13 protein-coding genes are annotated in these 13,172 nt (G+C 29.4%); all 13 read left to right on the top strand.

All coding sequences use genetic code 11. From position 1 onward, the window contains the following. Positions 1-4: 4 nt before the first annotated feature. The 13 genes from DFQ06_RS08115 to neuC all read left to right on the top strand — a co-directional run bounded on the left by DFQ06_RS08115 (position 5) and on the right by neuC (position 13,156). Entirely contained in the window at positions 5-1,147 is a 1,143-nt protein-coding gene (locus DFQ06_RS08115; protein WP_133967066.1) for a glycosyltransferase WbsX family protein, read from the top strand. Further along, the gene (locus tag DFQ06_RS08110; RefSeq protein WP_133967064.1) at positions 1,144-2,157 is read left to right on the top strand and encodes a glycosyltransferase family 2 protein; all 1,014 of its coding nucleotides are present in this window, start codon (positions 1,144-1,146) and stop codon (positions 2,155-2,157) included. The genes DFQ06_RS08115 and DFQ06_RS08110 overlap by 4 nt, the downstream gene beginning before the upstream one ends. Further along, entirely contained in the window at positions 2,157-3,083 is a 927-nt protein-coding gene (locus DFQ06_RS08105; RefSeq protein WP_133967062.1) for a glycosyltransferase family 2 protein, read from the top strand. The genes DFQ06_RS08110 and DFQ06_RS08105 overlap by 1 nt, the downstream gene beginning before the upstream one ends. Before the next feature lie 6 nt (positions 3,084-3,089). Next, on the top strand, positions 3,090-4,130 hold the full coding sequence (locus tag DFQ06_RS08100) for an acyltransferase family protein (RefSeq protein ID WP_133967060.1): 1,041 nt from the start codon (positions 3,090-3,092) through the stop codon (positions 4,128-4,130). Positions 4,131-4,198: 68 nt separating this feature from the next. Then, the gene (locus tag DFQ06_RS08095) at positions 4,199-5,407 is read left to right on the top strand and encodes a glycosyltransferase family protein (RefSeq protein WP_133967058.1); all 1,209 of its coding nucleotides are present in this window, start codon (positions 4,199-4,201) and stop codon (positions 5,405-5,407) included. Positions 5,408-5,412: 5 nt separating this feature from the next. Beyond that, on the top strand, positions 5,413-6,084 hold the full coding sequence (locus tag DFQ06_RS08090; RefSeq protein ID WP_133967056.1) for an FkbM family methyltransferase: 672 nt from the start codon (positions 5,413-5,415) through the stop codon (positions 6,082-6,084). 2 nt (positions 6,085-6,086) lie between these two features. Continuing rightward, entirely contained in the window at positions 6,087-7,112 is a 1,026-nt protein-coding gene (locus DFQ06_RS08085; RefSeq protein ID WP_133967054.1) for a glycosyltransferase family A protein, read from the top strand. Further along, on the top strand, positions 7,113-8,396 hold the full coding sequence (locus DFQ06_RS08080; protein WP_133967052.1) for a glycosyltransferase family protein: 1,284 nt from the start codon (positions 7,113-7,115) through the stop codon (positions 8,394-8,396). Between the two features lie 25 nt (positions 8,397-8,421). Then, the gene (locus tag DFQ06_RS08075; protein ID WP_090839295.1) at positions 8,422-9,096 is read left to right on the top strand and encodes an acylneuraminate cytidylyltransferase family protein; all 675 of its coding nucleotides are present in this window, start codon (positions 8,422-8,424) and stop codon (positions 9,094-9,096) included. An 11-nt stretch (positions 9,097-9,107) separates the two neighbouring features. Continuing rightward, positions 9,108-10,175: an acyltransferase family protein gene (locus DFQ06_RS08070; RefSeq protein ID WP_133967050.1), complete on the top strand. Its 1,068-nt coding sequence runs from the start codon at positions 9,108-9,110 to the stop codon at positions 10,173-10,175. A gap of 22 nt (positions 10,176-10,197) precedes the next feature. Next, entirely contained in the window at positions 10,198-11,238 is a 1,041-nt protein-coding gene (locus tag DFQ06_RS08065) for an N-acetylneuraminate synthase family protein (RefSeq protein WP_133967048.1), read from the top strand. Positions 11,239-11,248: 10 nt separating this feature from the next. Then, a complete protein-coding gene (locus DFQ06_RS08060) occupies positions 11,249-12,034 on the top strand; it encodes a glycosyltransferase family 2 protein (RefSeq protein ID WP_133967046.1) in 786 nt (261 codons plus the stop codon). Between the two features lie 3 nt (positions 12,035-12,037). Then, positions 12,038-13,156 (top strand): UDP-N-acetylglucosamine 2-epimerase, encoded by a 1,119-nt coding sequence (gene neuC / locus DFQ06_RS08055; protein WP_133967044.1) that lies wholly within the window; start codon positions 12,038-12,040, stop codon positions 13,154-13,156. The last annotated feature ends 16 nt before the right edge of the window (positions 13,157-13,172 follow it).

The raw sequence follows: 13,172 nt of genomic DNA, 5'->3' as shown, positions 1-13,172 counted from the left end.
ATAAATGAAGAAAAACGACATTCAATTTCTAGCTTATTATTTGCCACAATTTCATCCTATTCCTGAAAATGATGCTTGGTGGGGAAAAGGTTTTACGGAATGGACAAACGTAAAAAAAGCAAAGCCTTTATTTAAAGATCACAAACAACCTATAATTCCGGGTGAGTTAGGGTATTACGATTTATTAAAACAACCTAATATACAAGAAGAGCAAGCTAAATTAGCACGAGAGTACGGTGTTGATGGTTTTATATATTATCAATATTGGTTTGATACCGATAAGATGCTATTAGAAAAGCCCGCAGAAGCTATGCTTGCTAATAAAAATATTGATATTCCATTCTGTTTCTGCTGGGCAAACGAAACTTGGAAAGGCATTTGGCACGGTTTAGATAACCCTGAAGTATTAATAGAGCAGCAATATAGAGGTGTAAAAGGGTATCAAGCGTATTTTAATTATTTATTACCGTTTTTTAAAGATAAACGATACATTTTGGTAGATAATAAACCTATGTTTCATATTTATCGTATTGAGGATATTCCAGATTTTAAAGCATTTACAGATACATTTAATAGTTTAGCTGAGCAAGCAGGTTTTAATGGCGTTTATTTTATAGCAACGGTTGTTTCTCAATCTTTTAATGTATTAGATAATGCTTGTGTTTACGGTCAAGTAGGATTAGATGTGTTTTTTAAAATGCGTTACCAAAAGCCTTCTTTTTTTAAGTCAGGAAGTTTATTAAATAAGGTTGAAAATAAATTAAAAACAAAGTTTGGGGCATCTTACAAAATAGGAGTACGAAAAAAGCCTTTAATTTTCGATTATGCAAAAGGTGTTGCAGAATTTAATATCAAATCACCACATAATAAGTATATACCATGCGTGTTTCCTAATTGGGATAACTCGCCAAGAAGCGGAAAAAAATCTTTAATCTTTAAAAACGCGACACCCAAGGCTTGGCAAAAACATTTGGAAGTAACAGTAAACGAGGCTAAAAACAATGTTGATAATCCAAAGTTTATTGTTATAAAATCTTGGAACGAATGGGCAGAGGGTAACTATCTAGAGCCTGATAAAAACTATGGATTAGAGTGGTTAGAAGTTGTTAAAAGAGTTAAAAGTAACATAATAGAAACGGAACTATGATAAAAGATTTAGTTTCTATAATTATGCCAGTTTATAATGGTGAAAAATTTCTTGAAGAAGCAATAGATAGTTGCTTAAACCAGACACATACTAATATTGAGCTAGTTATTGTAAATGATTGTTCAACCGACAGAAGCTTAGAAATTGCTACTAAACTGCAGAAAAAAGATAATAGAATAGTTATTATTAACAATAATAAAAATCTAAAACTACCAGCAAGTTTAAATGTGGGCCACAAAGCGGGAAAAGGTGAGTATGTAACTTGGACTAGTGACGATAACATCTATAATTTAAATGCTATTGAGCGCTTATTGAAAACTTTAAAAATTAATAAAGTAGATTTGGTGTATAGTGATATATCAAAAATAGATGCTAATGGTAAGGAGCTAAAAGAAGTGTCTTTTTTAAGTTTTGAAAATATATTGTTTGGCAATTTTATTGGTTCCTGTTTTTTGTATAAAATGGAAGTTTTTAATAAAAACGATGGTTATAATGAATCACTCTTTTTAGTTGAAGATTACGATTTTTGGCTGAGAGCTTCTTTGCATAGCAAGTTTTTTCAGTTAAAAGAGAATTTATATAATTATAGGCTTCATAGAGATAGTTTAACACATAGTATTTCTTCTAATAGCGATAAAAATATACTTTTTATAAAAAATGTAGAATTAATGTATTCTAGTTTTGCTAAATCTATAATGCTAAACAATCATGAGGTTATTGCTAGATTTCAAACTAATATTTTAATACACAAAAAAATACAGTTCGATTGGATTAAAAGAAATAAGAACATGTTTTTTGAGTTTCTAACGACGCTTAGTAAGTTAAAGAACTACAGTAACAAAATTGCTTTAAAGAAGCTGCTTATGAATAAAATAACTTATGTTTTTGTTTTAAATTATAAAGAGAAACAAAACATTTCAAGAGCTGCATTTATAATTTTAAATTTTTATAGTGTATTGGATACAAAGACAATAAAAACACTAATTAAATATTCTTTTTTTAAAAAATAATGAAACCAACTATAACTATTATAATGGCAACATACAATAGAGCTCAATATATTGTTGAGTCTATTAAGTCTATACAAGCACAAACATTTAAGAATTGGGAATGCCTAATAATTGATGATGGCGGAACAGATAATACGGCTGAGGTTTTAGCCCCAATTTTAATAGAGGATAATAGGTTTTCTTATTTAAAAAGAACAGATAATTATACAAAAGGTTTACCTGGTTCTAGAAATTATGGATTAGATTTAGCTAAAGGGGACTATATTATATTTTTTGATGATGACGATATTGCACATCCTCAAAATTTAGAAATTTGTTTAGAAGAATTTGCTAAGGACGATATCTCATTTTGTCGTTATTTAAGGCACGTTTTTAGAGGTGATTTTGAATATAATTTCGATTTATCTAAAGAATACACACATTTTTATATAGACAAAAGAGATATTAATCAAATTCTTAGAAACGAGCTTCAATTTAATTCTTGTGCAGTTATGTGGACAAAGGAATGCTACAAAAAGCATCGCTATACAGAACATTTGAGATACGCTGAAGAATGGGAAGTGTATTCCCGAATTATTACATCGGTTAATAAAGGAATATCTATAAATAAAGCCTTGTATTACGGTAGAAAGCATGAAGAATCAATTACTGGTGATTTTAATAATAAGAATGAAGCAAGTCTTAAATCGTATGCAGATGCAATACATTTAGTAATTGCAGATTTGCATAAAAAACAATTATTAAATACTGAAATATTACGCTATTTTGTTCAAGTTTCTTTGGACTATAAGGAGTATAATCTGTTTAATAGAATTTTTAATACATTAGACTATTCTTATCTAAAAAAAATAAAATGGACAGCTATTTATTTACACTTACCATTTCGATTGTTTTTTTATAGAATCTATAAAAAACACATTAGATAACCTTTTATGAAATATATATCAGGTTTAAATGGTATTCGAGCTATTGCTGTTCTTTTTGTAATTGTTTCTCATCGTTTTCCGCAAGATCATATTGTGCATAAACTTTCCTTAGGAAATTATGGAGTAGATATCTTTTTTGTATTGAGCGGCTTTTTAATATCACGTTCTCTATTTAATAAAATTATAGCGCATAATAATGGAGAGATTTCAAAACAAAAGATTTTCAAGCAATTCTTTTATAACAGAAGCTTGCGTATTTTTCCTATTTACTATTTGTTATTACTTTTTATGTATTTAACTAATGGTATTATTGGTAATCAATTAAAAGAGAATGTATTATGGTACTTATTTTACGGTTCTAATTACTTAAATTATTTTGAGAACAAATGGTTCGGATCCTTAGCACATTTTTGGTCATTAGCTGTAGAAGAGCAATTTTATATCTTTTGGCCAATATTATTATTTATGTTTAAAAGACGAATTTTGATGTTTTTGTTAGTTTTAATTATAATTGGTACAATTTATCCGTTTTTAATATCTGGAAAATCTGGGGTGTTATTATTGTCTTGTGTTAATGCTTTTTCAGTAGGAGCTTTACTTGCTTATATAGAAATTAATAAACCTATTTATAAAAATACATTTATTAAAATTATAAAAGTTGTTTTGTTTCCGGTGCTAATTATGGTTTTAATACATCAACTTGTTGTAAATATTCCATATTTTTCGACTCGATTAGCAGCTGCAATTATAGCAGTGTCAATAATTTCATATTGTTTATATCATTCTAATAGTTTTTTAGTAAAACATATTTTAGGCAATAAAACTCTTAATTTTATAGGCACTATTAGTTATGGAATATATTTGTATCACAATATAGTACCAAAATATTGGGCTTGGGGTTTGCGAAAGCTAAATATAATTACTCCTGGGACACACTATGACTTTTCATATTTAGAGTTTTTTATTCAAACTATTTTTATAATTCTAGTTAGCTATTTTTCATGGATTATTGTAGAAAAACCAATATTAAAATTTAAAGACCGGTAATTTATTAATAGTAAGTTAGTATAACGTTATTAAATTATAGATTATATAACAAAAATGAAATTGTAAATATGAATTTTCTAGTAATAGCACAAGATCTTAGGGTTTCTGGTACAAGCGAAGGTGTAGTTTCACGGTCTTTTCTTGCAAAGTTAAGAATGGCGTATCCAGATGCTGTTATTGATGTTTTGTATCTTAAAAACCATAATAATGATGACCAACTAGAGTTGCTACCCGTAAACTCAATACAATCACATAAAATTAATTTAAAACCTACGTTTACTGTCAAATGGATTAATAGAGTTACAAGGCGATTATTTAATATTTCTTGGTATGATAAATTTATTCATAAGTCTTATGGTAAGCATATGAATGCTCTCAATCATGAAAAGTACGATCATGTTTTTATAAGAAGTTCAGGTTTAAAGCATGAAACCCTTTTGGCAGCAAAAGATTTGCCTATTTTAAAGAAAGCAATAATAAATTTTCATGATCCTTATCCATTTTTTTGGTATCAGGGTTCTTTAAATGAGTTGACTGGAGATGAGTTAAATCGTTTTCATAATATGTTCAAAGTAGTGCAACAAGCTAAAGTTTGTATTAGTACAGCAAAAATGATGTCTGAAGACTTAGAGTTTTTGTATGGTTCTAGAAAACGATTTTATACGTTACCGCATCAATTTTCGGAAACCGTGTTCGATTTAACAGACATAGAGCATGTGCGTAAAAAGCAAAAACTAGTAACACTTGCTTATCATGGGTCTATTCAGTTTGGAAGAAAGATTGATGTGCTTTTGGATGCTTATGATACATTAGTGAGAACTAATGTGCAAATTAAAGATAATACAGAATTTGTTCTGCGTTTAGGAGGGGGAGACGTGCAAAGGCTAAGGGAGAAGTATGCGGGAAACAACAATATTGCAGTTCTAGGAACACTAAATTTTTCTAACTCTTCTTACGAACAAAAACATATCGCAGATATTAATGTTATTTTGGAAAATGGCCCTTTTTATTGTAATATTTTGGTAGGTAAAGCTCCTTTTTTGGCATCTTTGAATAAACCTATATTTTGTGTGTCTCCGCAACGCAGTGAATTAAGTAATTTGATTAAAAATAAAAAGTTTATTGCGTGTGGAGATGATTTGGATGCTGTTAGGCTAAAATTAGAAGCTTTAATTACAGATACTATACAAACTAAAGAAAACGCTAAGGTGTTTGGAGACTATTTTAGTGATGCATATTTTAAAGATACTATTAATAATATTTTGAATCTAAGTTAGATGTTATGATAATAAATGCGCTAAAAACAATAATTAGAAGACGGTACAATATTAGTTTTTCAAAATCTGGAGATGATATCCAATTAATGAAGCTAATAAACAAAACCAAACCTGGTACTTATGTAGATATTGGATGTTGGCATCCTGTAAAAGCATCTAATACTTATTATTTTAGTTTAAGAGGATGGAAAGGACTTTGTATAGATCCTAATCCAGATTTAAAGCCATTGTATAAAACATTTAGGCCTAAAGACCATTTTATAAATGCAGCTATTGGAGAATCAAATACCAATTTGGATTATTATTTTCTTGAGGAAAGTTCAATGAATACAGTAAGTTTAGAGTTTATAAAAAAACACAACTTAGAGGATAAGATTCTTAAAAAAATAAATATTCCTGTATATTCATTAAAAGACATATTGGCAAAACACCTTACAGAAAACGATAGGTTAGACTTTTTTGATGTGGATGCAGAAGGATACGATTTGGAAATTTTAAAAACCAACGATTGGAAAAAATATAGGCCAAAAATTATTGTTATAGAAAGTGATATCAGCCTTAAAAGTGATCTGACTTCTGAGATTGTTAAATATTTAGAATTACAAGACTATAAACTTTTAGGAAAATCTATAATTAATGCAGATTTAGGTAATTTATTTTTAGCTTCCAATTATTAAAAATGAGAATAGGTTACAATCCACATAAAGACCAAGTATTAGAAAAATCTGAATTTACACATCAGGTTATAATGCCTGTTTATATACCAAATCAAGACGGTTATTTTAAAGACAGTTTATCTATTTTAAAATTATCTTTAGAGTCTTTATTTAAAACAGCTCACAACAGAACATTCTTTTCGATTGTAAATAATGGAAGTTGTGACGCAGTTGTAGATTACTTAGAGTATTTATACAAAAAAGGAAGCATTCAAGAGTTAATACATACCACAAACATTGGTAAGTTAAATGCCATTTTAAAAGGATTGGTTGGTAATACTATAGAGTTAGTAACCATTACAGATGCAGATGTGCTTTTTGCTAGTGGATGGCAATTAGAAACAGCTAAGGTTTTTAAAACCTTTCCAAAAGTTGGCGTTGTTGGTATTGTGCCTCAATTTAATATGTTTAAATCGCATTGCGGCAATGTTATTTACGATAACCTATTTAATAAAAACTTTAAATTTCTTCCTATAAAGTCACCAAAAGCATTAGCCCTATTTTATAAAAGTATCGGTTGGGATGAGACTTATAATAAAGATTTTTTAAAGTACGGTTTAGGTATCGAAAATAAAGAAGTAAATGTACTATTAGGTTCAGGTCATTTTGTGGCAACCTATAAAAAGCAGCAATTTGAGACTGTAAAATCGTATTTGGGTTATAAACTAGGAGGGAACACTGAAGGTTATTTAGATTCTGCAGCTTTAGAATTTGATTATTGGAGAGTGACAACGCAGGAGAACTATGCTTTCCATATGGGTAATGTTTTGGAAGAATGGATGTCTGAAGCAACTATAAATAATAGTGATAAAGATGTTGTTATTTCTGGATTTTCAGATAGACAAAAAATGAATAGTATTAGTTACTTTATAAAAAACAAACTGTTTTATAAGTTGGTTCTAAATAAGCGTTTTTCGAAATTATTCTACTCATGGAAAAAATTGCCAAAGCAAATGATTAGTAATTATAACAGTGTAAAAGCAGAATAGATGGTTAATAGAATTATTGTGTCGGCTTATTCTGTTCATCCAGATCAAAAATCTAGCGAAGCTATCGTTAATAAAAATTGGTTGGATATTTTATCTAAAAAGGGAAGTGTGTTGTATGTGATTACTGCATTCAATAATTATAGTTTTAAAGCAGGAGTAATTAAGCTAATAAAAAAACATAAAACAAATGCACTACTCTATAAAACATCAAAACAAAACAAAGGTTTAGGAAGTTTAGCTTATAAGGTTTTAAATACTTTATATAAAATGGTGTTTAGATCTAATTATACTCTTGTAGAGACCGTTTGGGTAAAAAAACAAGCTAAGATATTAAATGATGTTATCACTCAGGAAGATGTTGTTTGGTCAAGAATACTGCCAACCCTTTCAATAGTTCCAATACTACATGTTTATAAAAAAAAAACATTCCCATTTATAGTTAATGTAAACGATCCAATAAATGTAGGTGTCTTTAATCAGAACAATTTAGATAGAGATCAAACTACTTTTTTTAAGACAAAAGATATTGCGCAGGCTTGGACGTTTCCTTCATCTAAATTAGCAGATAGAATGGCTAATAATTACAATCTAGATAGGCAACGTTGTTTTGTAATACCACATGCAATGCAAAAAGTTGAAAAACTTTACAAAAGAAATGTAGAGAAAGAGGAAGTCAATTTTTTATACACAGGTACTTTTTATAAAAGTGCTTTTACTGAAGAGTTTAAGACGAGTCTAATTAACTTTAATAAGCTTGAAGTCTCGCAAAAAGTAAATTTTACATTTGTGCTTTCTCAGTTTGATGAAGAATCTATTACTTGGTTAAAAACATCAATACCCAATGTTATTTTAAAATTTAAATTAGAGAGAGCAGAAGTACTTGAACTTGTAAAGAAATCGGACTGTATGTTTGTTGTAGATTCTATTTTTCATGGCGAATTGTTAAAAGGTAAACTAATAGAAGCTTTGTCTTTTGGTATTCCTGTTTTTGGAATTACTTATCCCAATTCTATAATGGATAAAGTAGTTAGTAGTTATGGGAGTGTTTCGGCTTATCAAAATAAGGAAAATGACATCTTAAATAAAATGAAGTTTTTTGTAAATAACATTAACAACTTAGAGGTGTTAAACGCCTTTTACAAGCAAAGAACTACGGTTTTAGATAAAATTTCCGAAGATTATATTGCAGAGGCAACACAGTTGGTAACTGCTTTTGCTTATAACCGTTTTAATAACAAAATGGGAGTATATATAAAAGCACCAGATCAATTAAATTGGCCTTGATATAAAAATATAAACACTACTAAAATTGAAAACAATAATAGTTATACCAGCACGTGGAGGCTCTAAAAGGTTGCCAAATAAAAATGTTTTAGCATTAGGTGATTTGCCTTTAATAGCACACAGTATTTTGTATGCTAAAGCAAATTTACATTTAGCTGATGCTATTTATATTACAACAGATGATGCCACAATAAAAGAAATAGCATTGTCTTATGGCGTAAATGTTATAGATAGACCTTCGGAGATTTCTGGAGATCTTGAACCGACAGTTTCTGCGGTTAAGCATGTTTTAGAATCAATTAATGAAACTGTAGAAACAGTAATCCTATTGCAGCCTACAAATCCATTAAGACCAAAAACATTGTTAGAAGATTGTATAAATGCTTACAATGAAAAAGCTTGTGACAGTGTGTTTACAGTATCTCAAAGTCACCATAAATTAGGAAAAATAGAGAATGATAAGTTTAAGCCTTTTAATTATACACCAGGACAACGCAGTCAAGATTTAGAACCCTTATTTTTTGAAAATGGATTATTGTATATAACAAATGCAACAAGTGTATTAAACAATGAAATAATGACTACTAACGGATTTCCTTTTAAAATAAATCACGAGTTTTCAACTATAGATATTGATACACAAGCAGATTTAGACTATGCAAATTATATTTTAGAGAAGTCTAATCTTAACTTAATTTAAGTAAGCCAGTAATGAGAATAGAACAACTTACTTTTACTCGATTTGTTGCGGCACTTTTAATTGTTGTGTTCCACTTTGGTAGCGGATCAATGCATTTTACTAACGAGTATACTCAGTTTTTATTTAAACAAGCTAATATTGGAGTAAGTTACTTTTTTATCTTGTCTGGTTTTGTAATGATAATTGCCTACCATAAAAAAGCGAAGGTTAATTTTATGGACTATATGGTAAATAGATTTGCTAGAATTTATCCTGTATATCTCCTAGCCATTCTTTGCCTTTTGTTTCTAATAGTTGTTTCAGGTCAATTTAATTTTACCGAGTTTATTTTGAATCTATTTATGGTTCAAACATGGGTGCCTGGTCAAGCTTTAGTTTTTAATATTCCCGCTTGGTCATTATCAGTAGAGTTAGTGTTTTATGCATTGTTCCCATTTTTATACAATAGGTTTTACTCTAAAATTAGTTTCAATAAATTAATTGTTCCGATTATTTTATTTTGGTTAATTAGTCAAGTTTTATTTCATTATTTAATTAATCAAACAACGTTTACAGATTTATTTTATAGTTCGGAAGATGTAATGTATCATCCCATTTTTCACCTTAATGAATTTATTATTGGTAACCTAGCAGGTCTTTATTTCGTTAAAAAAAGTAGTGTAACTAAAAATTACGATGTGCATATAATCGCTCTAGTTATTCTATCTCTAATAGCCTTAAAATTTCCAATAGGATTTAGTTATCACAATGGTCTTTTAGCAGTTTTGTTTATTCCAATAATTATATTGTTGTCACTTAATAATGGGTTTTTAACTAAACTGTTTAATAAAAAAACTTTTGTTTTTTTAGGCGAAATAAGTTACGGTTTATATATTCTTCAATTTATTGTTTGGATGTATATAAGTGATTATAGATTGAATAAGTATTTAGGCTTAGATAAAGCAGAAGATTTCTTATTTTGCTTCTTTTTAAGGCTGTTTATACTCATTGGCTTATCTGTTTTAAGTTATTTATACATCGAAAAGCCAGCTAGAAGTAAAATAAAGAGTTATTTAAGTAAAAGAAAAAAGGTAAATTAATATAATATAGAGAATACAATATATGAATCCATATATAGAAATAGCTGGACGTAAAATTGGTAAAGATTTTCCACCTTTAGTCATTGCCGAAATTGGTATAAACCACGAAGGCTCTTTAGCAGTTGCTAAAGAAATGGTTGATGCAGCACATAGAGTTGGTGTTGAAGTTGTAAAACACCAAACGCATATTGTTGCAGACGAAATGAGTGGTGCAGCAAAACAGGTGATTCCTGGTAATGCAGAGGTGTCTATTTATGATATTATGGAGCGTTGTTCGCTTAACGAAGAAGATGAGCTTGCACTTAAAAATTATGTAGAGTCTAAAGGCATGATTTTTATTTCTACACCTTTCTCTCGAGCAGCAGCAGAACGTTTAAAAAAGTTCGATATACCAGCTTATAAAATAGGATCTGGTGAGTGTAATAACTATCCGCTTTTAGAGCATATTGCTCAGTTTGGTAAGCCTGTAATATTAAGTACAGGAATGAATACCATAGAAAGTGTAAGTAAAGCAGTCGCTATTTTCGATAAACATAAAGTGCCTGTTGCGCTATTACATACCACAAATTTATATCCAACACCAATTCATTTGGTACGTTTTGGAGCCATGATTCAATTACACGAAGCGTTTCCAGATAAAGTTTTTGGTTTAAGTGATCACACACTAAATAATAATGCCTGTTTAGGAGCTGTAGCATTAGGCGGTTCTATATTAGAGCGTCATTTTACAGACCACATGCAACGTACAGGCCCAGATATTGTTTGTAGTATGGACGAGCAAGCTTGTCGCGAACTTATTATTAATAGTGCAGAAATGGCATTAATGCGAGGTGGTGTAAAGGAGCCTGCTAAAGAAGAACAAGTAACTATTGATTTTGCTTTCGCAACGGTTTGTACAATTAAGTCAATAAAAAAAGGTGATGTTTTTACAAAAGAAAATTTATGGGTTAAAAGACCAGGGACCGGATCTATTCTTGCTGACAAATTTGAATCTATTTTAGGTAAAGTAGCAACCAGAGATTTATTAAATGATATCCAATTAGAATATAAAGATTTTCTATAAAACTCAGTTTATGCATAAGATTTCTGTTGTCATTCGTAATAAAAACCAGGCTAACGCGTTAAGTTTTTTGCTTAAAAATTTAACGGAAAGGTATAGTGAAGATATTAGTGAAATTATAGTCTTAGATAACTTGTCAACTGACAGAAGTGTCTCTGTTTGTGAGAAATATAAAGCAAGGGTCGTAACAATAGAGCAGTTTGGCTATGGTAGTAGTGCTAATTTAGCAGCAGCAGAAGCAATTAATACTATTGTAGTTATTTTTAGTGCACACGCTTATCCTGTAAGTCATGATTTTTTTAAGTTGATAAAAATTAAATTTTCGCAAAACCCAAATTTGGCAGGATTGCGATGTTTACACAATAAAAATGATTTTAAACATTACATTAATAATGTTTCGGCAAAAGACAACCCAAAAGCAGCTGGTGTTATTTTTTGTGGTTCAGCGTTCAGTAAAAAAGTATGGAAAGAACATAGTTTTAAAAATGATATAAGAACGATGGAAGATAAAGAATGGTCCAAACGCGTATTAAATGCAGGGTTTGATATAGAATTTGTTCCTTCAATATTTTGTTATGACATAAAAAGGAGTAAATCTCAGTTATACTTTAGATTTAAAAACGAATTGATTGGCAGCTATCAGCTTTGGCATACAGACTATAATTTAATTTCAATTTGTAAAAGTTTAATAAGGTCTATTTTAAATATTATCAGCAATTCTTTTTCTGATTTGTTTTATGCTTTTAAACGTTTTTTATTTTCTATTAATTTTATATTGAACAAGCCAGATAAATTTTAGAATATGAAAAAAATAGTATTTTTAACTGGGACAAGAGCGGATTTTGGTAAAATAAAATCACTAATAGAAATTGTTGAAAAACAAGAAGAGTTTCAGGCACATGTTTTTGTTACTGGTATGCATATGTTGGAAGAGTACGGATATACACTAATAGAAGTAGAGCGTTGTGGGTTTAATAATATATCAACATTTAATAATCACACGGATGAAGCAACAATGGATTTGACTTTAGCAAAAACCATTTCAGGCTTTTCAACTTTTATAAAAACAGCCAATCCCGATCTAATTGTTATTCATGGTGATAGAGTTGAAGCTCTTGCAGGAGCAATTGTTGGAAGCTTAAATAATATCTTAGTTGCTCACATTGAAGGAGGTGAGTTGTCAGGTACAATAGACGAGCTTATTCGTCATTCTACTAGTAAGATGAGTCATATTCATTTTGTCGCAAATAATATGGCTAAAGATCGTTTAGAGCAAATGGGTGAGTTGTCAAAATCTATTTATACTATTGGATCTCCAGATGTCGATATTATGTTTTCCAAAAATTTACCAAGCTTAGAAACTGTCAAAGAATATTACAACATTAATTTTGATAGCTATGCGGTAGCTATGTTTCATCCGGTAACCACAGAGCATGATCAAATGGAATTGTATGCAGAGCAATTTGTTCAAGCTCTAATTAATAGTAAAACAAATTATGTTGTTATCTTTCCAAATAACGATTTAGGGAGTAAAATTATACTTAAAGCTTATAAAAAAATACAAAATCATCCAAATTTCAGGATTTTTCCATCAATTAGATTTGAATATTTTTTGACTTTATTAAAAATGGCTCAATTTATAATTGGTAATAGTAGTGCTGGTGTCCGAGAAGCTCCATATTATTGTATTCCTACTATTAATATTGGTTCCCGACAAGCTAATAGAGTTGTGTTAGGTTCTATTATAAATACTAATTATACATCAGAAGCAATAGTGGAGGCTATAAAAAACATCAATAAAGTAAAAGATGTGAAAACTGATTTTTTTGGTAACGGAAATAGTGCAAAAGCTTTTTTGGAATCATTAATGTTGGAAGAATTTTGGAATACTAATCATCAAAAACAGTTTGTAGATTCGTAATAATTAATAATTATAC

It is taken from the genome of Algibacter lectus, assembly GCF_004368925.1.
In the GTDB taxonomy this organism is placed as follows: domain Bacteria; phylum Bacteroidota; class Bacteroidia; order Flavobacteriales; family Flavobacteriaceae; genus Algibacter; species Algibacter lectus.
Note: the sequence above shows the minus strand (reverse complement) of the source record. Positions and strands in the feature narration are given on the sequence as shown.

Bases quoted from the DNA above. Each gene is read 5' to 3' on its own strand.
- DFQ06_RS08115 (WP_133967066.1), top strand. From the start codon at position 5: ATGAAGAAAAACGACATTCAATTTCTAGCTTATTATTTGCCACAATTT.
- DFQ06_RS08110 (WP_133967064.1), top strand. From the start codon at position 1,144: ATGATAAAAGATTTAGTTTCTATAATTATGCCAGTTTATAATGGTGAA.
- DFQ06_RS08105 (WP_133967062.1), top strand. From the start codon at position 2,157: ATGAAACCAACTATAACTATTATAATGGCAACATACAATAGAGCTCAA.
- DFQ06_RS08100 (WP_133967060.1), top strand. From the start codon at position 3,090: ATGAAATATATATCAGGTTTAAATGGTATTCGAGCTATTGCTGTTCTT.
- DFQ06_RS08095 (WP_133967058.1), top strand. From the start codon at position 4,199: ATGAATTTTCTAGTAATAGCACAAGATCTTAGGGTTTCTGGTACAAGC.
- DFQ06_RS08090 (WP_133967056.1), top strand. From the start codon at position 5,413: ATGATAATAAATGCGCTAAAAACAATAATTAGAAGACGGTACAATATT.
- DFQ06_RS08085 (WP_133967054.1), top strand. From the start codon at position 6,087: ATGAGAATAGGTTACAATCCACATAAAGACCAAGTATTAGAAAAATCT.
- DFQ06_RS08080 (WP_133967052.1), top strand. From the start codon at position 7,113: ATGGTTAATAGAATTATTGTGTCGGCTTATTCTGTTCATCCAGATCAA.
- DFQ06_RS08070 (WP_133967050.1), top strand. From the start codon at position 9,108: ATGAGAATAGAACAACTTACTTTTACTCGATTTGTTGCGGCACTTTTA.
- DFQ06_RS08065 (WP_133967048.1), top strand. From the start codon at position 10,198: ATGAATCCATATATAGAAATAGCTGGACGTAAAATTGGTAAAGATTTT.
- DFQ06_RS08060 (WP_133967046.1), top strand. From the start codon at position 11,249: ATGCATAAGATTTCTGTTGTCATTCGTAATAAAAACCAGGCTAACGCG.
- neuC (WP_133967044.1), top strand. From the start codon at position 12,038: ATGAAAAAAATAGTATTTTTAACTGGGACAAGAGCGGATTTTGGTAAA.